The sequence below is a fragment of the Paenibacillus durus genome (genome assembly GCF_000756615.1).
Classification (GTDB): Bacteria; Bacillota; Bacilli; order Paenibacillales; family Paenibacillaceae; genus Paenibacillus_AQ; species Paenibacillus_AQ durus.
The window spans coordinates 3,646,513-3,667,333 of the sequence record NZ_CP009288.1; the positions used below are offsets into that span (position 1 = coordinate 3,646,513).

Consider the following 20,821-nt stretch of genomic DNA (forward strand, 5'->3'; position numbering starts at 1 on the left):
TGTGAAGAGCTTGCCGAGCGCCTCTTACAGATTAAGAAGCGCCGACGGGCAGCAGGGATTCAACCGTTTTTGCCAATTTCGCCAGGACGGGCAGATCGATGAAATCCATGAGTGACAGACTGATGCCGAATGTCTGTTCAATCTCTGTAATAAAACGGATCGTTAACAACGAATTGCCGCCTAAATCGAAAAAATTATCATTCGGATGAATGCCGGATAGGTTTAGAATGGACTCGGTTATTTCAATTAACTTCCGTTCCACTTCGCTTACCGGTTGTTCAGGTTCATTCTCCGAATCTTTATTAAGGCCGGGAATAGGCAGTGCGGAGCGGTCGACCTTACCGCTCTTATTCAGAGGCATAGACTCCAGCCGGATAAAGGCGGAAGGTATCATATAGGACGGCAGCCACTCGGCCAGATGCCGCTTCCATTCCTCTTCCGGTACCTCGGTGTCCGGATTCACGACACAGTAAGCAACCAGCATCTGACGGCCAGGCTCATCCTCTCTGGCGATGACTGCCGCCGACAAGATCGACGGATGCGAAGCCAGCGTTTCTTCGATCTCGCCAGGCTCAATCCGGAATCCGCGAATTTTGACTTGTTGATCAATCCGGCCAATATAGTCCAGTGTGCCGTTATCCCGTCTGCGGACCAAATCTCCGGTGCGGTACAATCTTTCTCCAGGGCGGTAAGGGTTCGGAGCGAATTTCTCGGCTGTAAGTTCGGGAAGATTCGCGTATCCGCGCGCGAGTCCCGGTCCCGAAAGGCATAGTTCCCCGATCAAGCCTATCGGCAAAAGCTGGCTGTAACGATCCAGGACATAGGCCTGCATATTCGTCAGCGGAGCTCCGATCGGAACTTGCTCTTCCGGCGTGTCCTGCCGGAGACGGTGGCAAGTCGCATAAATGGTCGTTTCCGTCGGACCGTACACATTGACCAATTCCGTGCCGCTTACTTGTTCATGGAAGGATCTGACGACATGGGGTTTAAGCGCTTCTCCGGCGGCAAACGCATACCGCAAGCTGATCAACTCACGGATTCCCCTCGCCTTAAGATCTTCCGAGAACGCTTGAAGAAAGGACGGCGAGAAATTGGCATGGGTAACCCCGTGTTCCGTGATCGCCTTCACGATTTTGACCGGTTCCTTTTCCGCTCCCGGTTCCAAGATCACCAGCTTGCCGCCCTCAAAGAACCAGCCGAACAGCTCGGAAACGGAAACATCAAAAGCAAAGTGAGTCTTGAGCAGATGGGCGTCGTTAGAATGAACCGGGAAGGTCTGCTGCATATAAAACAATGTATTCAGTACGGAGCCGTGCTCGACCATAACGCCTTTCGGTTTGCCGGTTGAGCCCGAGGTGTACATGATATAGGCCAAATCTTCCGCATGGCTGACGGGCTCCAGATGATCTGCCGAATTGACGGAAGCCAGCGCTTCCTGGATGCTGACTACTGGAACCGGGCTGCTATCCGCTCCGTCCAGCACGGGATGGACGAGCAGCAAGCGGGCATTGCTGTCCTCCAGCATATAACGTCTCCGCTCCGCGGAAATCTGCGGATCGACGGGCACGTAGGCGGCTCCCGCTTTGAGAACGGCCAGAATGGAAATCACCAGCTCGAAGGAGCGCTCGCTCATAATACCAACGACGCTTCCCGCCGCAATATCCTTGTCACGGAGATAGCGGGCCAGCCGATTGGCTTGGCGGTTCAGCTCCTCATAGGTCATGGCATGCTCCAGGAAAACGAGAGCCGTCCGGTCCGGGGTGCGGTTTGCCTGTTCCTCAAACAGTTCATGGATGCATTTGTCCGCCGGATAGGCTGCGCGGGTATCATTGAATTCCTTAACCAGCTTCTCCCGCTCGGCCGCGTCCGTCATTCGCAGCTCCTTCACCTGCGCATCCGGTCTTTCGGCAATGTCCTTAAGCAGATTGCCGTACATCTTCAGCAGCCGGCGCACCGTCTCCGGCCGGAACAGGTCGCTGTTGTACTCCGCCCATACCGCCGTCTCCCCTTCCCGCTGCCGGATATCAAACAGCAGGTCCGCCTGCGTCGCGTCGCTTTCCGCCTCCTGCCACGTCTCCGCAAGGTCCGCAAATCCGCCTTCTTCCTTCGCTTCCGTCACCATGTTGAACATCGCCCGGAAGATCGGATTCCGGCTATGCTGCCGATCCGGATTCAGCTTGCGCACCAGCCGCTCGAACGGATAATCCTGCATATAGTACGCCTCGTCCACTTTTCCATGTACGGTCTTCATCAGGTCCTCCCAGGCCCCTTCCCCGTCGACCTCGGCCCGGATCGCCACCGTGTTCACGAAGAAGCCTGCCGCCCGGCTCAGCTCCTGGCTGTAATGCCGGCCGGCGAACACCGTCCCGACGACCACATCGTCCTGGCGGCTGCATTTGTGCAGCAGCACGTAATAAGCCGACAGCAGCGCCGAGAACAAGATGACCCGCTTGTTCAGACACTGGAACTTCAGACGGCCGATCAAGTCGTCCGGCAGATCCAGCTTCTCAAGCCCGCCCCGAAAGCTGATTCCCGGCGGCGGCGGAAAGTCGGCCGGCAGGTCCAGCACGGGCAGCTCGCCCTTGAACTGCTCCAGCCAGTACGCTTCCTGCTCCAAGGTCCGCTCTTCCCCGAACGTCTCCTTTTGCCACAGCGCATAGTCGCCATAGGCGATGCCAGGCTGAGGCAGCTCACCCGCCTCCGCTCCGGTCCGGCGGTTATACAGCGTCTTCAGGTCCCGCCACAGAAGCTGGAACGTCGTCGCATCGGAGACGATATGATGCAGCTTCAAGACCAGGAGGGCCTGATCCGCTCCGTACGGTACCAGGATCGCCTGAAAGAGCGGATCGCCTCCCCGGATGTCGATCGGCTCCCGGCATTCCTTGGAGAACCATTCCGCCAAAGCCTGCTCCCGGCTGTCCGGGTCCCCTTGCTCCAGGTCGACCAGCCTGAACTGCTCCGGCGAGAAGGAACCGAACGATTGGACGGGGGGCTGGACCCATTTAATCGTCGTCCGAAGCGCGGCGTGGCGCCCGGCCAGTTCCTCCACGGCCGCCTGCATCGCTTCCGCGTTCAGCCGTCCCGTCAGCCGCTTGGCCGATACTTTGTTCCACAGGGCGCCACCTTGCGTCAACTGATCCAGATACAGAATTCGTTCCTGCTGATAGGACAGCGGGTAATCCCTCCGTTCTTCCCTATGCTCAATCGCTGGATACTTTCTTTTGCCTTGTCTCATAGCTTCTGCCCTCCTACCGGATTAAATGAAGACTTTGCCCTGCGCTTGATGAGCTCATCGGCAATGATTAGCCGCTGAATTTCCGAAGTCCCGTCACCGATTTCCGTTAGCTTAGCGTCCCGAAACAACCGCTCCAGGGGTAATTCTCGCGAATAACCGTAACCCCCGAAAATTTGAACGGCATCCTTAGTGATTCGCGTCGCGGTTTCCGAAGCGAACAGCTTGGCCTCCGACGCTTCCTTGGCGAAGGGCTTGCCGCTGTCCTTCAGGTGCACGGCCCTTTCCAGCAGCAGCCGGGACGCATTCAGATTCACTTCCATATCCGCGAGCATATTTTTGATTGTCTGAAACTGGTAAAGGTATTGATCGAACTGTTTACGCTGCTTCACATACTGCAGACAATGCCGCTGCGCTTCCTCGGCGATTCCGACGGCGATTGCAGCCATACCCATACGGGCGCTTGCCAGCGTTTCATGCAGAACTTCCAAGCCAAAATTCTTGCGTCCAACGACATTTTCCTTCGGAATGATCACGTCCTGGAAGATGAGTTCGCCCATATCGGCGCCTCTCATCCCGAGCTTGCGTTCCTTCTTGGAGGAAGTTGAGATGCCTTTCATTCCTTTTTCCAGAATAAATACGGTAAGACCGAGCATTTTTTTATCCGGTGCCGTGCTCGCCGCCACAAGATAAATATCCGCTACATTCGCATTGGTGATAAAGGTCTTAGACCCGTTCAACACATAATGATCGTCATGCTCCACGGCCCTTGTCCGCATGGAAGCCATATCCGATCCGCTGCCTGATTCGGTCAACGCAAAAGCGCCGATCGCCTCTCCCGTTGCTAACCGGCTGAGGTGCACCGTTTTTTGCAGGGGGGAACCAAAGGAATGAATCGGATGGCCGCTTAGGCAGGTATGGGCCACGACAGTCATCGCCGTTGACGCGCAAGCGCCGGCAAGCTGACGGACGAAGGAAATGTAAGAGGCAAAGCTCTGGTCCAATCCTTCGTATTCTTCGGGAAAAGGAATTCCGAGCAGGCCGAGCCTTCCCATTTCTTTCATATTGCTCATCGGAAAAGTCTCCTGCTCGTCGATCTCGCCCGCAGCCGGCTCCACAAAGGTCTTGATAAAGTTCGCCGCCGTTTCTTCCACAATCTGCTGCATTTCGTTAACAGTCATTGCTTTCACACTCCAAACGTTTTATGCCATAATTCGAGAGCGATCAAGGCATGCGATGTGCGAAAGACGGCCAAATTGTCCAGCCCCGCGTAATCGCCCCTTTTATTCAAAAAATCGATCGTTTTTCTCTTATCGAAATAGGCTGAAATTTTGGAATTGCCGGAACGGATCAGGTCGGAGGCCTGCTGCCTCTGAGCGATAACGGATTTGGGATCCACCGGAAAGGGAAAAGGCTTCTTCTTCCGGCCGGTAATGGCGCTAGGAAGAACGGACTTTCCGATTTCTTTCAGAAACCATTTTTCGCTGCCATCCTTCATTTTGTATTGCGACGGAAGGTTTATCACGCTCTCCACGATACGGTAATCCAGAAAAGGTACCCGAACTTCCACACCCGAGGCCATGCTCGTCTTGTCCTGCCGTTCCAGCATCTCAAGCAAATAATATTTCATGAATAAATATAAAATGCGGTTGAGCGGGTCCCGGGACGGAAACTGTCTTAACGAATCCCGGATCGATGACTCTACCTTGTCCCGGAATCCGGTCCGCTCCCCGACGGCCTGGTCAAGCAGTCCGGACACTTCCCGGTAATAGGGAGCCCACGGGAACTGGGAGATCTGCCCGGAAGGATCGCCGTTCAGAAAGAAGAAGTATCCGCCAAACAGTTCGTCGGCCCCTTCACCTGAAATGACGACCGAGACCTCTTTTTTAATTTCCCTATACAGCAAATACAAGGACGGCGTCGTCAATTCAACGGGCTTCTCCATATGCCAGGTGACCTTCTCCATCATGTCCCTGTAATCTTCCGTCCGGAAGATAAATTCCCGATGGTCCGTCCCGAGGTGTTCCGCCATGAGTCTCGCATAGGCTGTGTCGGAATTGGAGGCGCTCACGTCCCGGTTGTCCCCGTATTCCATCGAGAACGTACGCATTCGGGAATCAGGTCCGCCGCTTACGGCGAGCGCCGTCAGCAAGCTTGAATCCAGCCCCCCGCTGAGCAGAGAGCCGAACGGAACATCGCTTATGCGTCTTTTCCATATGGAGTCGGTCAACAGCGACAGCGTCTCTTCCTTCCAGGAATCAAGCGAGCGTTCTTCCCCGATGTCCGCCTTCATATTCCAGTACCGGGCCAATTTCAGCTTCGTTCCCTGTATGCTGAGCGTATAACCCGGGGGCAGAGAGTGAATATTTTTGAACATGGTCTGCCCTTCGAGCAGGACGGTACAGAACAAGTACTCGGGAACCGCACCTTCCCGCACCTCCGCCTTAACCGAGGGATGGGACAGAATCGCCTTGATTTCGGAAGCGAAAATAAAACGATGGCCGGCCACCGTATAATACAATGGCTTTACTCCAAGCCGGTCCCTTGCCATGAATAATGTTTCGTTTCGTTCGTCCCATAGCGCAAAGGAGAACATCCCGTTAAATTTAAGCACGCAGTCAGGTCCGTATTCCTCATAGGCGTGAACAACAACCTCCGTATCGCAGTTGGTGCGAAAGGCATGTCCTCGCTCAATCAGCTCGCGCCGCAGCTCCGGGAAATTAAAAATCTCGCCGTTATAGGTCAGCCAGATGCTTCCGTCTTCATTCGTCATCGGCTGCCCGCCGTTGGCCAGGTCGATAATCGACAGCCGCGTATGCCCTAGACCGATTCCAGCGCCGATATGCACCCCTTCTCCATCCGGCCCCCGGTGGCGAAGCAGGGCAATCATGTCCCGCAGCTCGGCTTCGAGGGCTTGGTGTTCCACGTCCGTGTTAACAATGCCGCATATTCCGCACATACTTCCTCCCCGCGCCTCGACAGGCGATTAGAAATAATACCAGATGGTCCTATAATCCTGGATATCCTCGCCCAGCTCTTCAAGCTTTGCCAAATAATTGCCGATAGGCTCATCCTTGAACAAAAAGGTATTGACCGGAGCCATGTACTTCTCCCATGGATAAAATTCATAGATTCGGCTCCCGTCCTTGTGGATCATAACGATATCGTGATCCTGCCAGGCGTTCAGATCGTTTTTGCCCAGTGTAGGCACGTTGAATACTGGCTTGTCCGTCCTTACCGTACCGGGAAGCAGGCGCGCTTCTTCCTTTTGCTCTTGAAGCAGCCGGGCAACGGGAACTTTAAAATTCGCCGTCTCTTCCTTGCCTTTCAGGTTAAATAAGTAGTAGGGGGTAACCCCGATGGCCCGAAGCTGCTCCCTTAAGAAGCTCGTCTCAAACTTCCGGCTGTTGTATAGCGTGAATACCTGCTGGTTGTAAATGTCGATTCCGGCTCTCTTCAGTTTAAGCGCAGCCTCCGCCGTCTCTTCGGAAATCTCGTAGGCATGCTGAAAATGAGTCATCATCGTTACCGTTTTAAAGGGCGGCTTATGATAGGCGGACAGAATGCGCAGCAGCTCCTCGTCAAACCGCATCGGCATCGTCACCAGCGTTCGGGTCCCAATCCGGATTCGCCGGATATGCTCCATCTCGAACAAATTTCGGATGACATATTCCAGCATCTCGTTGCTAACGGTAAGCGGGTCGCCGCCCGTAATCAGCACTTCGCTGATCGAGGGATTGGACCGGAACCAGTCGAACGCTTTCTCCAAATCCTGAAAAGCGGGCTCAGCATGATCATCTTCCTCATCGGCAAGCTCCCAATTCCGCTGACAGTACACGCAAATTTGCGGACACCACAAGTAAGGCTTGACGATTGCGATCATTGCATATCTTCGGGTTACGGATTGCTCGGGAGACGTATCCCGCTCATGCATGAAATCCAGCGATTCCCTTCCGCCGGAACAAGCCTTTAGGTAGGTATCCAGGTAAATCCGGTTAGGTATGACTTGCGCCCGCAAGCTGCGGTCCCGGCCCGATAAGGATGATTCCATATCCATCAAGGACAAATAATAGGGTGTAATCCCGAACGGCAGCCGGTGCCGCGTTGTCGCCCGGATCATCTCCTCCTCTTCATCCGACAAGGAGATAATTTCAGCAATATCCTCCAAGCGTTGAAACCGGTGGCGCAACTGCCACTTGTAATCTGCCCAATCCCTTTCCTCGGCGCCTAAATACCGCAGAATTCGCGCACGCATCTCGTCTCTGCTCTTTTTCACCATCGGGTGCAGCCCTGTCATATATTCGTTTTGGCTAATAAACTCCTCATATTGATTCGCCTTTTGGTCCAAATGGACCGACCTGGCCTCCGCTGCTTCCCGGCCTTCCAGATGGACGAATTCGGGTACCTCCCGCTTGCAGATTCCCGACTTGGAGTAAATGCCCGACAGGCCGATCACACCTTTGAACAGATGAGCCATTTCCCCCAGAAACGCGTCGCTGACATCCGGCCAGTCCTCCTGCTTCCAGTGCTCCGTCGCCATTTCCCAAATGATAGCAAGACAACTGTGTCCCGTCTTCCGTTCATTTCCTTCGGAGATCAGATTGCGGAATACCGCGATACAGCTTCTTACATTCTTCTGTTCAAGCGGATGCAGCGGACAATCGCTCTTAAGGACGTTCTGTTCGCATTGATTCAAATAATCAAACAGCCGCTCCCGGGCTTCCGCCACAATCTCGCTCATCACCAAGAGCCGCAAAATGTCTGGATTGGCATCAAGCCATTCGGTTATTTTTTCACGGGAAGCCATACTACCACCACACACTTTCGGTCGGTATTCATGAAGACATCAGGCTCTTCTCCACTTCTTCCGACAGGATTAATGTCGTCTCCGCAGGGTCTTCGACTCGTCTCAAAGCTTCTTCTCTGGTAATTATTCCTTGTTGTACCAGCAAACTCATTTCATAATCGTAGGGGTGGAAGCCGTAGTGCTCCAAATGCTTCACAATTCCCAGCGAATTCAAGCGGCAGTTCGATGAATTGGGGTCTACATCCTCCGGTCTGACCCATCCGAGCGACGAAATCGTTTCGTAAATGTTGCGCTCGTCGTACCCGATTAGCGGAAATGCATTGACGGTGTACGGAAACGGACGGGTTCGGTATTCCTCTTTGCTCAGCATGACATAGTCATAAACCTCGTCTCCCAGACGATCGGCAAGAGGCCGGAACAGATTTTTCCTTAATTCATAAGGTATTTTATTGTCCTGAAAAATGATCTCGTTCTCCGACTGGATCAATTGGCCGGGACTGTTGCCCAGCATGACGAGCGGTATCCCCTTCTCTATGGCAACCCTCAGCGACATGGTGGTCACCATACGGATGCACGAGATGCAAATTCCGCTGCCGAAACCGGTTAGATGGGGCGGATAAGTGCCGGGCTCCGAGCTGCCAAGAAAAATTTTGTTCATCATATCCGCCCGGGGCTTTACAATCAGATGGTCCACGTTCATCGCATTCAGCACTGTCCGCATATTGCGGAAAGAGGCTTCAGACATATAGCCGTTATCAAAAGTACAGGCCAGCAGCGACAAGCCGTATTTCTCCTTCAGGGTATGAATCAGGAAAGTGCTGTCCTTCCCCCCGCTGAACGCGACCAGTGCATCGTATCTGTGCTTGACGGACTTGCAATCCTCCAGCAGCTCCGACAGCCTGACGCGCAATTTCTCATAAGAAGGCAGGGCCGATCTGTTCTCCGCTTGCCTGCACAGGGAGCACACTCCATCCGAATCGAACGTAATTCCGGGATAGGTCTCGGGCAGAACGCAACGTGTACAACGCTTCACAACGACATTCCTCCTGCAGGCTCCCTCAACAGGGACCGATTGATTTTTAATGTGGCCGTCTTGGGCAAACTGTCGCAAAATTCGACCTCATATGGAATCATGTAATGCGGCAAATTCCGTTTGCAGTGCAAGATGACATCCTGCGCCTCAAGAGACGCGCCCTCCTCCCGGACAATGACCGCTTTGATGCGGACGTTGCCGTTGGTATCCGTAATGCCAACTGCGGCGACTTCCTGTATTCCGGGCATCCGGCAAAGGCCATCCTCGATTTCTTCAGGACTGACGCGGATTCCCATCAATTTGAGCATCATGTCCTTACGGCCTTCGACGTAAAGAAAGCCCTCTTCATCCAGCCAGCCCAAATCGCCCGTGTACAGCCTTCCGTTCCTGAATGTCTCCGCCGTCAGCTTGGGAAGATTCCAGTAACCGGGTGAAACGAAGGCCCCCTGATGGGTAATTTCCCCGATCTCTCCGGGCCGGCAGGGTTCGCCTTCCGGATTTAGGATTTCGATTTCCACTCCCGGCAGCGGCTTGCCCGCCGAGGGGAATTTCCGGTCAAAATCTTCCGGCAAGAGACAGGTGGAGCGGAACGCCTCGGTTGTTCCGTACATCATGTAGAACCGGGTCTTAGACAGCACAGACCTAAGCTTCTTTATTTCGTCGTGGGGAAAAGCCTCCCCGATAATAGATATATATCTGAGATTAGGATAATGGTGCCCGGCAAAAGGAGAATGTCTTTGCAGCAGCATCCTCCAAAAAGAAGGAACGGCATGAAAGCCGGTGATTCGTTCTGTCAACAAGGTGCCGACAATATCTTTGGGGAAGACAGAATCTTGCAAGATCAGTGTTGCTCCGGCAAATACGGAAGTGAACAACTGGCTCAAAGCTCCGTCAAACGAAAATGGGGTGACGCTGATGATCCGGTCGCCGGCATGGTTCCCGAGCAGACCGGCTGACACGACTGTCGATTCATACAAAATACGGTGGGTAACGATGATGCCCTTGGGTCTCCCGGTAGAACCGGAGGTATACAAAATGGCCGCAGGATCATCTTCCAACGCCGGGTTAGGCTCAATCTTCCCCGGTTTACCGCCGGGTTTATATTCCGCCAGCGGCAGCGAAATCACATTTGGAACGGACTCAGCAAGCTCCGCTTTAAGAAAAGTCCCGGTTTTGCCTTCATGCAGAAACAGCAGCTTGATTCCGCAATCGGCCGCAATATGACGCAGCTGCTCTTCTTTAAAAAAGGGATTGATATGGACAAAGACGGCGCCAATTCTCATAATGGCGAATAGAGCGATGATTTCATCCAGGCATTTGGATGAAAAAATGCCGACACGATCACCCTTTCCAATCCCCTTGGCAACAAGCAAGCCCATGACGGCGTCAACCGCCGCTTCCGCTTCCATGTAGGTAAGTCCCTGGCCCTTGCAGCGAAAAGCCTCCTTGTCCGGCTGTTCAATTGCCGCCTTGGACAGCAATTCGGGAATGAACATCATTGGCGCACTCCAAGGTTCCGCTTCCTTTCCACGAGTCCCACCAAGCCGTCGATCGTGCCGAAGCTCTCCATATCCACGTCTTCTTCGGAAATCTCAAGCCCAAAGGTATTCTCCAGGAACGCCAGCAAATCAAGCACATCCAGTGAGGTTAAGAATCCTTGCTCAAATAAGTTGCTTGCATGATCGGATACCGGTTCATTGATCAATTCCTGTATAAAACCCGCAATGAGTTCTCTTTCGTTCATGATAAATGCCTCCTCTTGTCTTAAATAAGTTCCTTATCACTGCCCGCAGCAACAGTTCTGAACGTTCCCGACTCTATGCAATGGATAAATTCCGGTATGACCCGGAATAAATCTCCGACAATACCGTAGTCGGCATATTGAAATATAGGCGCGCCGGCATCAGAATTGATCGCAATAATCATCTCTGACTTATCCATGCCGACCGTATGCTGGAGCGCGCCCGAAATGCCGCATGCGATATAAAGACTCGGCTTCACGATAACGCCCGTTTGGCCAATTTGTCTTGAAGCTTCCAGCCATCCTTCATCGATCAGCGGACGGGTAGCGCCAATCTCCGCCCCGATCGTCCCGGCCAGCTTGTGAATCAGCGGCAGATTCGCAGCCGTACCGATCCCCCGGCCGACAGCGACAATGGAATCGGCCTGTCCGAGCTTGAAGCGCTTTCCTTCCTGCAATATCCTTTTCCCCAGCGTATATACAGACTGCATTACAGGATATTCATCACTGAAGTCCAGAATCATTCCTGCGGGATGCCCGGAACGATCGGCTCTTGGGAAGACGCGTTCTTTCAACGTCGCCATCTGGGGAGAATGATGCGGAATGACGATCCGGGCCAGAACGCCGCCGCCAAGCGCAGGACGGGTAATAATCAACCGGCGGGTTACCGGCTCCAAGCTTAAATCCGTGCAATCCGCGCACAATCCGGTCCCCAGCTTTGCAGCGATTCGCGGAAACAGGGAACGGCCGTGTTCCGTTGCTCCTCCGAGAAATATATCCGGCTGTCTTCTCGCCAGCACATCGGCGATTATGCGGGTAAGAACATCTTCCGCATAGAAAGGAAGCCAGTCCAAATCAAGCAGCCATATCTCATCAACACCGCAGCGCATCACTTCCCCGGCAAGCTGACGGCTGCCGTTTCCGGCTATGATCGCCGCTATTTTGAAGGAATCCGATTCTCCGGTGAGCGACCTCGCAGCCCCGATTGCCTCATAGGACGATTCATTCATAACTCCGCCGGTGTGTTCGATATAAACACATATCACAGTGGGCCGATGTTCGCTGATCTTATCTGCCGCTGCGGAGTTGTTCGCCGCTGTCTCCTTATCCTCTTCCGGCCACTCGGTAGAATCCTGGCGTATCGCCTTGTTCGGACATGATGATGCGCAAAATCCGCACTCCATGCATCGCTCATCGTCGATGACTGCCACGATTCCGTTAACGGATATTGCCTCGACCGGGCACATGCTTCTGCATATTCCGCACCCGCTGCAGTCGGTCTCGTGAATGATCAAGCTCTACCCTCCTCCCTCCTGACCTTTGGCTCGGGTTAACCCGAGCCGGGAAACCAACCGAGAAACGCAGGCCGTATCCTCTTCAAATAGGTTAACTTCACCCTTTTGGCGTTTGCCGGCTTTAACCAAACGGGTCATCTCCAGTACTCGCGTCGGCGATCCCTTTAGTCCCATTCTTCCCGGGTCAGCGGCCAGGTGCTCCTCTGTCCAGATCGTTATCGTCTCCCTTCTCGCCCGAAGCGTTCCCCGTATCGTCGGCAGTCTTGGACGGTTGCTATGCTTTCGTACACTGAACAAAGCGGGGAGAGGCAGAACATACTCAAGCTCACAATCGCCGCATTCCTTGATAGCGGATATCTCCGGACTCCCCTCCTCATACCGAACATCGATCACCCTCGTTAAATGGGGAATACCCAAATACTCGGCTACTTCGGGACCGACTTGTCCCGTCTCCCCGTCTGAAGATTGCTCTCCCGTGAAAATCAGATCATACGGAGAAAGCTTCCGAATCGATGCGGCCAAAGTAAAGGAAGTCGCCAGCGTGTCCGCTCCCGCAAAAACCGGCGAGGACAGGAGTATGGCCCGATCGGCTCCCAAACTTAAAGCTTCCTTCAACGGTCCGGCGCATTGGGCCGGTCCCATTGAAATGCAGGTTAACCTTCCCCCGCAAGCCTCCTTGAGCTTAAGCGCCGCTTCCAAGGCAAACAGATCATTCCGGTTATTGCATAATTCGAACTGATCCCTCCCCTCCACGTTATCGGAAGTGCTTTCATTAACCGGAATCTGCTTGAGACAAACAAGAATCTCCAATCTTTTCACCTCACTTTGGTTAGAATGGGTTTCTCGTCATTTGTTTTAATTTTTTGGAAAATATCTACATTATTTTACAACCAATAATAGAATAGTCCTAATAAACGTCATTCCCTATGAATAATATCACTTTTTTGTAAGTCAATACATTTTTTGTTTATTTATCCAATAGCAAAGATTCAGATATCCGCGATGGGGATGGTTTGGAAAGATATTACGGCAACTAACTCCCGGCTGCAAAAAAAGCCAAACGAGCTGCACCGGCACATCCATCCGGAAGCAACTCATTTGGCTTTTTATCATCTGCAAAAAGTTCTGGGCCTACAAGTCCTAGCTTTATTCACCGCATTTGGAAGGCGGAGCTTCGCTGCCGGCCTCGACATTGATTTTTTCCGAAACGGTGTCCCGGATGACGGAAACGACCAGCTGCAGCAGGTAATTGATATCGGTCTGGCTCTGCTGGAATTCGGTGACCAGCGGAATGCTGTCGATCTCATCCTGCAGATCATTGATTTCGTCCTCGATCTTCGTTACCATCGCTTTATTGCCAAAGCTTTCGAAGGCGACGATCTCCTTCTGTTTCTTCTTCATCTGGGCAATCAATCCCTGAACACGTTCATGATTCCGGATTTTCTCCTCCGCCTGCTGAAACTGCTTAACCTCTTCACTGGTCGAAATCAGCGACGCGAGCTCCTTAGCCTTGGCCATGATGTCGTCACGTACGATCAGATCGCGGGTATCGTAGGACATCATCCCGTATTTATTCACACGGCCTTTCTCCTCTGTCATACAGGGTCGCTCACTTTCGTTATGAGTTAATGGACGGCGGCGGCTTCGGCCACGTAATCGCCTTTGATATACCAGGTCTTCGTATCGGTGATCCGCACCTTGATAAAGCTGCCGATAAGCTCCTTCGGTCCTTCAAAATGAACCAGCTTGTTGCTGCGGGTTCTTCCGGACAGCACGGAGGCGTTATTTTTACTCTCTCCTTCAACCAGCACCTCAACCGTCTGTCCAAGCATCCGATCATTGCCAATCCGGCTCTGCTCGCTAATCAGCTCGTTCAACCGCCGCAGCCGGTCGCTCTTGACCTCTGCAGGCACATTGTCCTCCATAGAGGCCGCCGGAGTTCCTTCACGAGGAGAATAAATGAACGTGTAGGCCATGTCGAAGCCAACCTCGCGCACGAGCGACAGCGTTTCCTCGAACTGCTCCTCCGTCTCGCCGGGGAAGCCGACGATAATATCTGTGGTCAGCACAAGATCCTTGACCGATGCCTTAAGCTTGCCGACGAGTTTCAGGAAAGTCTCCCGGCTGTATTTGCGGCTCATTCTCTTCAGAATGGCATTGCTGCCGGACTGAACGGGCAGATGGATGCTCTCCATCAGATTGCCGCCCTTGCCCAGCACTTCCACAAGCTTATCGTCAAAATCACGCGGGTGGGACGTCATGAACCGGATACGCGGAATATCAATCTTGCGCAGGTCGTCCATCAAATCGCCAAACGTATAATCGATATCATTAAAATCCTTGCCGTAAGCGTTCACGTTCTGCCCGAGCAGCGTCACTTCCTTGAAGCCCTGGCGGGCCAGATCGCGAAGCTCCGCAATCACGTCCTCGGGACGGCGGCTTCGTTCCTTGCCCCGGGTGTACGGGACGATGCAGTAGGTACAGAATTTGTCGCAGCCGTACATGATGTTGACCCAGGCGCGCATACCCTCCCTTTTTTTCGGCAGGTTCTCGATAATGTCGCCTTCCTTGGACCAGACCTCCACGACCAGTTCCTTGCTGAACATCGCTTCCTTAATCAATGCAGGGAGGCGGTGGATATTATGCGTTCCGAAAATCATATCGACAAAGCCGTGCTTCGCCATGATCCGGCTTACGACTCCCTCTTCCTGGGACATGCATCCGCAGACGCCGAGCAAGAGGCCCGGTTTTTCCGTCTTCAGATGCTTGAGGTGGCCGAGCTCCCCGAATACCTTATCCTCGGCGTTCTCCCGAATGGCGCAAGTATTGAGAAGAATGATATCCGCCTGATTCCGGTCCTCGGTGCTCCGGTAGCCCATTTGCTCCAGCAGGCCTTTCATTGTCTCGGTGTCATGCTCGTTCATTTGGCAGCCGTAGGTCGTGATGGAATACAATTTGCCTTCGCCAAAAGCTCTCATATCCTCGGGAATGGCAAAATCGTAATGGACCTCTATTTCTTCCTTACCCCGCCGTTTACCTTCCTTATAGTCGGGCTGGCTATTCACCTGAATCGTTCTTCCCTTGATGCGGTATGTGGTCTTGCCTTCTTCTTCGCTGATTACTTTAGCTCCGCTAAAATCGAAGTATTTGGAGTAATCCTTGCCACCCTTGCCGGATTTTAAGTCCGGTGAGCTGTTCTCCTTGGTCATGCTGTCACATCCTCTATTCGAAAACGATGAATTTTGGTTTCGCTTGCAATTAAAAATTATAACATAGTGCCGCGTGATATATCCATATGCTCAAATTTTAGACATTACGGGCCGGGAAGTTCCAGATTATTTAACCAATTCCGTAAACGTCGCGGAGACCACCTCGGCCAGCCTGCCTGGAGGGAGTTCCATCTGCATGCCTATTTTGCCGGCGCTCACCGCTATTTTTTCCAGCGTTTCCGCGCTTCGGTCGATGAATGTGGGGTAATGTTTTTTCATACCGACCGGCGAACAGCCGCCCCGGATATATCCGGTCCATTTTTGCAGATCCTTCACGGGCAGCATTTCAATCTTCTTCTCTCCAGCGGCCTTGGCCGCTTTTTTCAGATCGAGCTCTTCCGCAACCGGGATAACAAAGACATACAGATTGCTGCCGCTGTGTGAGACCAGTGTCTTAAACACGCTCTCCGTCGGTCTTCCGACCTTCTCCGCAACGGCCGTCCCATGAATTTGACCATCCTCATTGTCATAGGTAAGGATTTCATAGGGTATCTTATGGGCATCCAAGATTCGAAGTGCATTCGTTTTGCCGACCTGCATAACTGCTCATTAACCTCCGTTCGCCATGATCTCATATTTTCATTATACTTTTTAGCATAAGGAATTCCCAGACCTAAGGGGACGGGCTCAGACTTCGGCAAAATTGACATTCGCACCGATTAATAAGGCAGCTTATTAACACGAATCTAACGATCCGGATGTATACTAAAGCCAGATAGCAGTTGAAAGGAGCGAGACTCTTGCCCAACTTATGGATGCATATCGAATACGGACGGCAGCTCAAAAATGATTTGCAATCATTCTTCCCCTTCAGGGGCGGTTCTTCCGAGCATGCTCTCCTCTACCAACTGGGCTGCCAGGGTCCGGATTTTCTGTATTACCACAGCTTTCTTCCCTGGAGCCGTGATATTGGCGCGGCCCGGCTCAGTGACCTGATGCACAGCCAAAGCTGCGGCGGAGTGTTGATGGCGTTCTGGGATAAGATTCTTCAGCTTCCGCTTCAGGAACGGGGACCGGCTGCGGCTTATTTTGCAGGTTTCCTGACTCATCATCTGCTGGACCGCAACCTCCACCCTTACATTAATTGGAAATCAGGTTACAAGCATAGGGATCATCAACGGTTCGAGGTGGCTCTGGATACGGTGTTTATTAAACGTCTAAACGGCCGGAGCACATGGAAAATCCCTGGATGGAAAGAGATCGAGGCCGGACCGTCTCTCCCCGCCAGCATTATAAATATTTTACATGAAGCGGCTTGTACATTTTACCCTGAAGCGGCGAATTTCCCGAAATCACGCTGGCAGGAGGCCTATCGTGATATGGTCAAAGCGCAGAGACTCCTGTTCGACCCGTACGGCTGGAAGAAAAAATTGATCTACGGACCGAACTCCGCTCTGTTCTACCGCAAGCTAACGGCAGCCGAGGAAAAGCTGGATTACCTGAATGAGCGAAATACTCCATGGAGGCATTCAGCGATGTATTCCGAGGTCAGAACGGACAGTGTGCCGCAGCTGTGGGAGCAGGCGCTTTTGGAGGGACGAACGGTTTTGAAGGCCTTATCTGCCTGGCTGCTGGCGCATTCCCGCCAAGAAGCGGAAGTCATGCGCGAGCAGTTCCGGCTTACTCTCGGCGACCGGTCCTACGACACGGGTAAGGATTGCGTTTCCAATCTGGTCAATCAGTATGCCGAACCGATCTGGGATACGGCCGCCGTAAACTGATGGGGATGATATACAAAATATAGGCAAACAGCGAAGCTGCGGTCCTGCGAGGACGAGCTTCGCTGTTTTTATTAGCAGGAGTCTGTCTGCACACATCGTTACGCTAGGTTAGGTAACAAGCCCTTCTGTTCCATCGGATACCGGACCTCCGTTATCTGCAGATCTGCCCTGCCAGCTGTCGCTCTTCCCCCGTTCCACATCCACCCTCAGCAGCATCACAATGCCCAGTCCGAAGAAGAGCAGCAGAGAGAGTATCCCCATCCGGGAGCTGCCGGTAAGCATGCCGACCAGACCGAAGAAGAAGGGCCCGAAAATCGAAGAAAATTTGCTCGTAATGTTGACAAAGCCGAACAGCTCGCCCGTACGCCCCATGGGCATCAAATCGCTCAGCAATGATCGCGAAATGGATTGGCTTCCTCCTTGGACAAGACCGACCATGACTGCAAGCAAGTAAAAATGCAAGGCTTGGGTCATCCAGTAGCCGAGCGCCACAATGAGCACATACATGAACAGCGAAGCCAACAGCGTCCGTTTCGCGCCGAACCGCACTGCCGCTTTTCCGAGTAAAAGGGTGCTGGGGAAGCCGACAAACTGCGTAATGAGCAGGGCCAGTATGAGATCGCTCGTCCCGATGCCGATCGTCGTTCCATAGATGGTCGCCATCAATATGATGGTATTGATCCCGTCATTGTAGAACCAGAAGGCTGCAATCAGCTTAAACAGCTGAGGGTAGCGCCGGACATCCCGGTAAGCCCCCGCAATACGCCTTAGGCCGGATCGGACATATCCCGCCGCGGTTAGTCCCGAAGTCTGGCGCTCCAAATTTGGCACCCGGCGCATTACCGGCAGCGCAAATAGCAGCCACCACACCCCTACAGTGACAAAAGACAAGCGCGTACCCGTCAGCCCGTCGGTTATTCCGAACAGCGAAGGCTTCTGTATCATAAGCAAATTCAGCGCAAGCAGAATGCCGCCGCCCACATAACCGGCTGCATATCCTTTGGACGAGATTTCGTCCCTTCGTCCGGGGGGAACGAGATCGGGCAGCATGGAGTCGTAAAAAGCATTGCCCCCTGAAAATCCGAGCGTTGACAATACAAGGAAAGCCGAAGCCATCAGCCAATCTCCTCTTTCCACCAAAGCGAAGCAGGAGGTAGACACGATACCAAGCAGCGTAAAGCATGTTAAGAAGGTTGTCTTTCGGCCGGAAAGATCCGAAATTGCGCCAAGCAGCGGCGACAATATGGCCACCAGCGCCATTCCGATGGCATGGGTGTACGCCAAATAGGATGCCGCCGTTGTCTTGTCCAATCCGTCAGCCGCAACCGAACTGTAAAATACAGGCAGAACCGCCGCCAACACTGTTGTTGCATAAGCGGAATTGGCCCAGTCATACATAATCCACGCCCGAACAGCCGATTTATTCATGTCTTCACCCTTCCTCTCCAAAGCCCGCTGCCCGTATATGCAGCCAGGAGCCCGGCATCTTTGCTTCTATTATACCGAATATGTAGAGAAGGAATGTTCAATAAATGTTCAAGGAGTATAAAATAATAAAAGCGGAGGATCGCTCCCCCGCATTTATCATAATTTATATGGATAATAGCCTGCTCAGGCTTAGCTTAGTCGACGATTTCAGCCGTATCGCCGTTGCTTGCTCCTGCAGCATTTGCTTCGTCCGTGTCGATGTGCATATCGAGCGCAAAGCTGTCCGATACGCGGGCAATTACGTTCTCCAGAACGAGGCCGCGATCTCCGCCAAGGCGCACTTTCAGCAGCTGCTTGTCGGCAATGCCCCATTTCTCGGCATCGGAGGTATGGAAATGAATGTGACGGGCTGCCACAATAACACCCTTCTCCAGTACAACTTCGCCTTCCGGTCCTTTCAGCGTAACGCCAGGCGTTCCATCAATGGTGCCGGATTCGCGTACAGGCGCCTTTACGCCGATTGCGAATGCGTCCGTACGGGAAATTTCAACCTGCGAAGCCGGACGTACCGGTCCCAAAATTCTGACTTTGTCGAATTTGCCTTTGCTGCCGATTACCGCAACGGTTTCGTTGGCGGCGAATTGTCCAGGTTGGGAGAGCGGTTTGAATTCAGTCAGCTGATAGCCGGGTCCGAACAGCGCCTCCACATGTTCTTGCGTTAGGTGAATATGTCTAGCCGACACACCTACAGGTACTGTCTTACTCATTACTTGGTCACTCCTTGTATTTTCTCTATTATCTGTACAAGCCAAGGAACATTATACAACTATTTAACCAAAAATAAAAAGGAACCTGCTCATCTTCAGGCTCCTTTTTGGGAATAGTTCGCATTTTCGTCAATTCATTTTGAGACGCATACCTCCTTCATTCAGCTTTGGGCGCGGAAGGCAGGTTGCTCGCCAAATAACTTACGGCATTCCCGTACAACCATCCTTTTACCGATTCTTCGGAATAATGACACAGCAGCAGTTCTGCCAAGGCCGGATAATGACCCGGATGTTCCAAGCCTTTAATCCAGGAGTCGATGCCGTCAAAATCGGAACCAAACATCAGGTGCTTCTCTCCACCAAGGGTACAAATATGCTCGATATGCCTTAAGAGATCATCCGGCACGGCCTCTTTGCCATCGGTCACGAACCATGGGACAAAGGTAAGCCCTATACGTCCCTCTATGCTGATTATCGCTCTAATCTGATCATCGGTTAAGTTCCGGGGATGATCGCAGATCGCTCTTGCATTTGAATGGGACGCGATAAACGGGCGGTGAGAAAGCTCCGCCAGTTCCCAGAATCCGGCCTCCGACAGATGCGAGACATCCAGCAGCATGCCGCTTTCGTTGCACCATTTGACAAGCTCACGCCCTTTTTCGGTAAAACCTCCATTTCGCTTCTCAAGCACACCATCCGCCGCCCAGTTGGCGTAATTCCAAGTCAGTCCAAGAAAGCGTACACCAAGCTCAAAGATCATCTCGGCATAGAACAAATTTCCCTCCAAGCCGTCGGCTCCTTCAAGCGACAGCATTCCCCAACTGGGACCGCCCCCCAGAGTATTAGCTAAACCGTCAGCCTCCTCCTTCCAGCGCAGCGGTCGAAGCCCTCCCGCGTTCACTACTTTGCTCCGGTAAAGTTCGATTTGCCGCAGCACATGCTCAATCCGGGGAATCCCCCGCTTCTGCGACAAATATATGGCAAAGCACTGCATCCGCAAACCGCCGGCCCGCAGTCTCTCTCCGGTCACATCCAGCCGCCCGTCAGCCATAAAATCAATGGAGGGATTCTCCAGCATTTTGCTCAGTGCATCGCAATGAAAATCCACTACCGGGAAATATGATCTCCCCTGTCCCTGCGGTTCCCCTGGATTCATCGGTCTGTCCTCCTTTTTTGTCCAAAGCAAAAAACCTGTCTACTGGCGTAAACAGGCTTACATTTTATACTTCTATTTATTATCTGGGCTCAACAATTAATTTAATGGCTGTGCGGTCTTCCCCATCAATAACAATGTCGGTAAAAGCTGGGATGCATATCAGGTCGACGCCGCTGGGAGCGACAAATCCCCGGGCAATAGCAACGGCTTTGATCGCTTGATTCAGAGCTCCTGCTCCAATGGCCTGAAGTTCGGCCGCTCCACGTTCGCGAAGAACACCTGCTAATGCGCCGGCAACGGAATTCGGATTGGATTTAGCTGATACTTTTAATACATCCATAGTAAGTACCTCCCCTGGGATAAATAATGGTG

General features: G+C 52.8%; 17 protein-coding genes. 1 reads left to right on the forward strand and 16 read right to left on the reverse strand.

The window, feature by feature from the left end:
* Positions 1 to 31: 31 nt before the first annotated feature.
* The 12 genes from PDUR_RS15455 to ybaK form a co-directional block, all read right to left on the reverse strand.
* On the reverse strand, positions 32 to 3,235 hold the full coding sequence (locus tag PDUR_RS15455; RefSeq protein ID WP_042207045.1) for a non-ribosomal peptide synthetase: 3,204 nt from the start codon (positions 3,233 to 3,235) through the stop codon (positions 32 to 34).
* Positions 3,232 to 4,413: an acyl-CoA dehydrogenase family protein gene (locus PDUR_RS15460; RefSeq protein ID WP_042207046.1), complete on the reverse strand. Its 1,182-nt coding sequence runs from the start codon at positions 4,411 to 4,413 to the stop codon at positions 3,232 to 3,234. Before PDUR_RS15460 ends, PDUR_RS15455 begins: the two co-directional genes overlap by 4 nt.
* Before the next feature lie 5 nt (positions 4,414 to 4,418).
* Positions 4,419 to 6,191 carry an asparagine synthase (glutamine-hydrolyzing) gene (gene asnB, locus PDUR_RS15465; RefSeq protein WP_042207047.1) on the reverse strand — a complete coding sequence of 591 codons (1,773 nt, stop codon included), beginning with the start codon at positions 6,189 to 6,191 and terminating at the stop codon, positions 4,419 to 4,421.
* A 27-nt stretch (positions 6,192 to 6,218) separates the two neighbouring features.
* On the reverse strand, positions 6,219 to 8,039 hold the full coding sequence (locus PDUR_RS15470; protein ID WP_042207048.1) for a KamA family radical SAM protein: 1,821 nt from the start codon (positions 8,037 to 8,039) through the stop codon (positions 6,219 to 6,221).
* 28 nt (positions 8,040 to 8,067) lie between these two features.
* On the reverse strand, positions 8,068 to 9,072 hold the full coding sequence (locus tag PDUR_RS15475; RefSeq protein ID WP_042207049.1) for an adenine nucleotide alpha hydrolase family protein: 1,005 nt from the start codon (positions 9,070 to 9,072) through the stop codon (positions 8,068 to 8,070).
* A complete protein-coding gene (locus PDUR_RS27350; RefSeq protein ID WP_081949547.1) occupies positions 9,069 to 10,571 on the reverse strand; it encodes a class I adenylate-forming enzyme family protein in 1,503 nt (500 codons plus the stop codon). The genes PDUR_RS15475 and PDUR_RS27350 overlap by 4 nt, the downstream gene beginning before the upstream one ends.
* A complete protein-coding gene (locus PDUR_RS15485; protein ID WP_042207050.1) occupies positions 10,568 to 10,816 on the reverse strand; it encodes an acyl carrier protein in 249 nt (82 codons plus the stop codon). The genes PDUR_RS27350 and PDUR_RS15485 overlap by 4 nt, the downstream gene beginning before the upstream one ends.
* Before the next feature lie 20 nt (positions 10,817 to 10,836).
* Entirely contained in the window at positions 10,837 to 12,108 is a 1,272-nt protein-coding gene (locus PDUR_RS15490) for an electron transfer flavoprotein subunit alpha (protein WP_042207051.1), read from the reverse strand.
* Positions 12,109 to 12,111: 3 nt separating this feature from the next.
* Positions 12,112 to 12,918 (reverse strand): electron transfer flavoprotein subunit beta/FixA family protein, encoded by an 807-nt coding sequence (locus PDUR_RS15495; protein WP_042207052.1) that lies wholly within the window; start codon positions 12,916 to 12,918, stop codon positions 12,112 to 12,114.
* Positions 12,919 to 13,254: 336 nt separating this feature from the next.
* Positions 13,255 to 13,707, reverse strand: coding sequence for a YlbF/YmcA family competence regulator (locus tag PDUR_RS15500; RefSeq protein ID WP_042207053.1), 453 nt, complete (start codon positions 13,705 to 13,707; stop codon positions 13,255 to 13,257).
* A 26-nt stretch (positions 13,708 to 13,733) separates the two neighbouring features.
* Positions 13,734 to 15,317 carry a tRNA (N6-isopentenyl adenosine(37)-C2)-methylthiotransferase MiaB gene (gene miaB / locus PDUR_RS15505; RefSeq protein ID WP_042207054.1) on the reverse strand — a complete coding sequence of 528 codons (1,584 nt, stop codon included), beginning with the start codon at positions 15,315 to 15,317 and terminating at the stop codon, positions 13,734 to 13,736.
* A gap of 126 nt (positions 15,318 to 15,443) precedes the next feature.
* The gene (gene ybaK / locus PDUR_RS15510) at positions 15,444 to 15,917 is read right to left on the reverse strand and encodes a Cys-tRNA(Pro) deacylase (protein ID WP_042207055.1); all 474 of its coding nucleotides are present in this window, start codon (positions 15,915 to 15,917) and stop codon (positions 15,444 to 15,446) included.
* A gap of 200 nt (positions 15,918 to 16,117) precedes the next feature.
* Here ybaK and PDUR_RS15515 point away from each other — a divergent pair, with 200 nt between their 5' ends.
* The gene (locus PDUR_RS15515; RefSeq protein ID WP_042207056.1) at positions 16,118 to 17,098 is read left to right on the forward strand and encodes a zinc dependent phospholipase C family protein; all 981 of its coding nucleotides are present in this window, start codon (positions 16,118 to 16,120) and stop codon (positions 17,096 to 17,098) included.
* Positions 17,099 to 17,206: 108 nt separating this feature from the next.
* Here the strand turns inward: PDUR_RS15515 and PDUR_RS15520 are convergent, their stop codons facing one another.
* The 4 genes from PDUR_RS15520 to PDUR_RS15535 form a co-directional block, all read right to left on the reverse strand.
* Complete coding sequence (locus tag PDUR_RS15520; RefSeq protein ID WP_042207057.1) at positions 17,207 to 18,526, reverse strand: MFS transporter; 1,320 nt, start codon at positions 18,524 to 18,526, stop codon at positions 17,207 to 17,209.
* 194 nt (positions 18,527 to 18,720) lie between these two features.
* Positions 18,721 to 19,293, reverse strand: a complete 573-nt coding sequence (gene pduL / locus PDUR_RS15525) for a phosphate propanoyltransferase (protein WP_042207058.1) — start codon at positions 19,291 to 19,293, stop codon at positions 18,721 to 18,723.
* A 157-nt stretch (positions 19,294 to 19,450) separates the two neighbouring features.
* Entirely contained in the window at positions 19,451 to 20,449 is a 999-nt protein-coding gene (locus PDUR_RS15530) for a dipeptidase (protein WP_042207059.1), read from the reverse strand.
* A gap of 79 nt (positions 20,450 to 20,528) precedes the next feature.
* A complete protein-coding gene (locus tag PDUR_RS15535; protein WP_025335291.1) occupies positions 20,529 to 20,789 on the reverse strand; it encodes a stage V sporulation protein S in 261 nt (86 codons plus the stop codon).
* Positions 20,790 to 20,821 lie beyond the last annotated feature (32 nt).

Excerpts from the sequence above, each read along its gene's own strand:
- PDUR_RS15455 (WP_042207045.1), bottom strand. The coding sequence starts at position 3,235 with ATGAGACAAGGCAAAAGAAAGTATCCAGCGATTGAGCATAGGGAAGAA.
- PDUR_RS15460 (WP_042207046.1), bottom strand. The coding sequence starts at position 4,413 with ATGACTGTTAACGAAATGCAGCAGATTGTGGAAGAAACGGCGGCGAAC.
- asnB (WP_042207047.1), bottom strand. The coding sequence starts at position 6,191 with ATGTGCGGAATATGCGGCATTGTTAACACGGACGTGGAACACCAAGCC.
- PDUR_RS15470 (WP_042207048.1), bottom strand. The coding sequence starts at position 8,039 with ATGGCTTCCCGTGAAAAAATAACCGAATGGCTTGATGCCAATCCAGAC.
- PDUR_RS27350 (WP_081949547.1), bottom strand. The coding sequence starts at position 10,571 with ATGATGTTCATTCCCGAATTGCTGTCCAAGGCGGCAATTGAACAGCCG.
- PDUR_RS15485 (WP_042207050.1), bottom strand. The coding sequence starts at position 10,816 with ATGAACGAAAGAGAACTCATTGCGGGTTTTATACAGGAATTGATCAAT.
- PDUR_RS15500 (WP_042207053.1), bottom strand. The coding sequence starts at position 13,707 with ATGACAGAGGAGAAAGGCCGTGTGAATAAATACGGGATGATGTCCTAC.
- miaB (WP_042207054.1), bottom strand. The coding sequence starts at position 15,317 with ATGACCAAGGAGAACAGCTCACCGGACTTAAAATCCGGCAAGGGTGGC.
- ybaK (WP_042207055.1), bottom strand. The coding sequence starts at position 15,917 with ATGCAGGTCGGCAAAACGAATGCACTTCGAATCTTGGATGCCCATAAG.
- PDUR_RS15520 (WP_042207057.1), bottom strand. The coding sequence starts at position 18,526 with ATGAATAAATCGGCTGTTCGGGCGTGGATTATGTATGACTGGGCCAAT.
- pduL (WP_042207058.1), bottom strand. The coding sequence starts at position 19,293 with ATGAGTAAGACAGTACCTGTAGGTGTGTCGGCTAGACATATTCACCTA.
- PDUR_RS15530 (WP_042207059.1), bottom strand. The coding sequence starts at position 20,449 with ATGAATCCAGGGGAACCGCAGGGACAGGGGAGATCATATTTCCCGGTA.
- PDUR_RS15535 (WP_025335291.1), bottom strand. The coding sequence starts at position 20,789 with ATGGATGTATTAAAAGTATCAGCTAAATCCAATCCGAATTCCGTTGCC.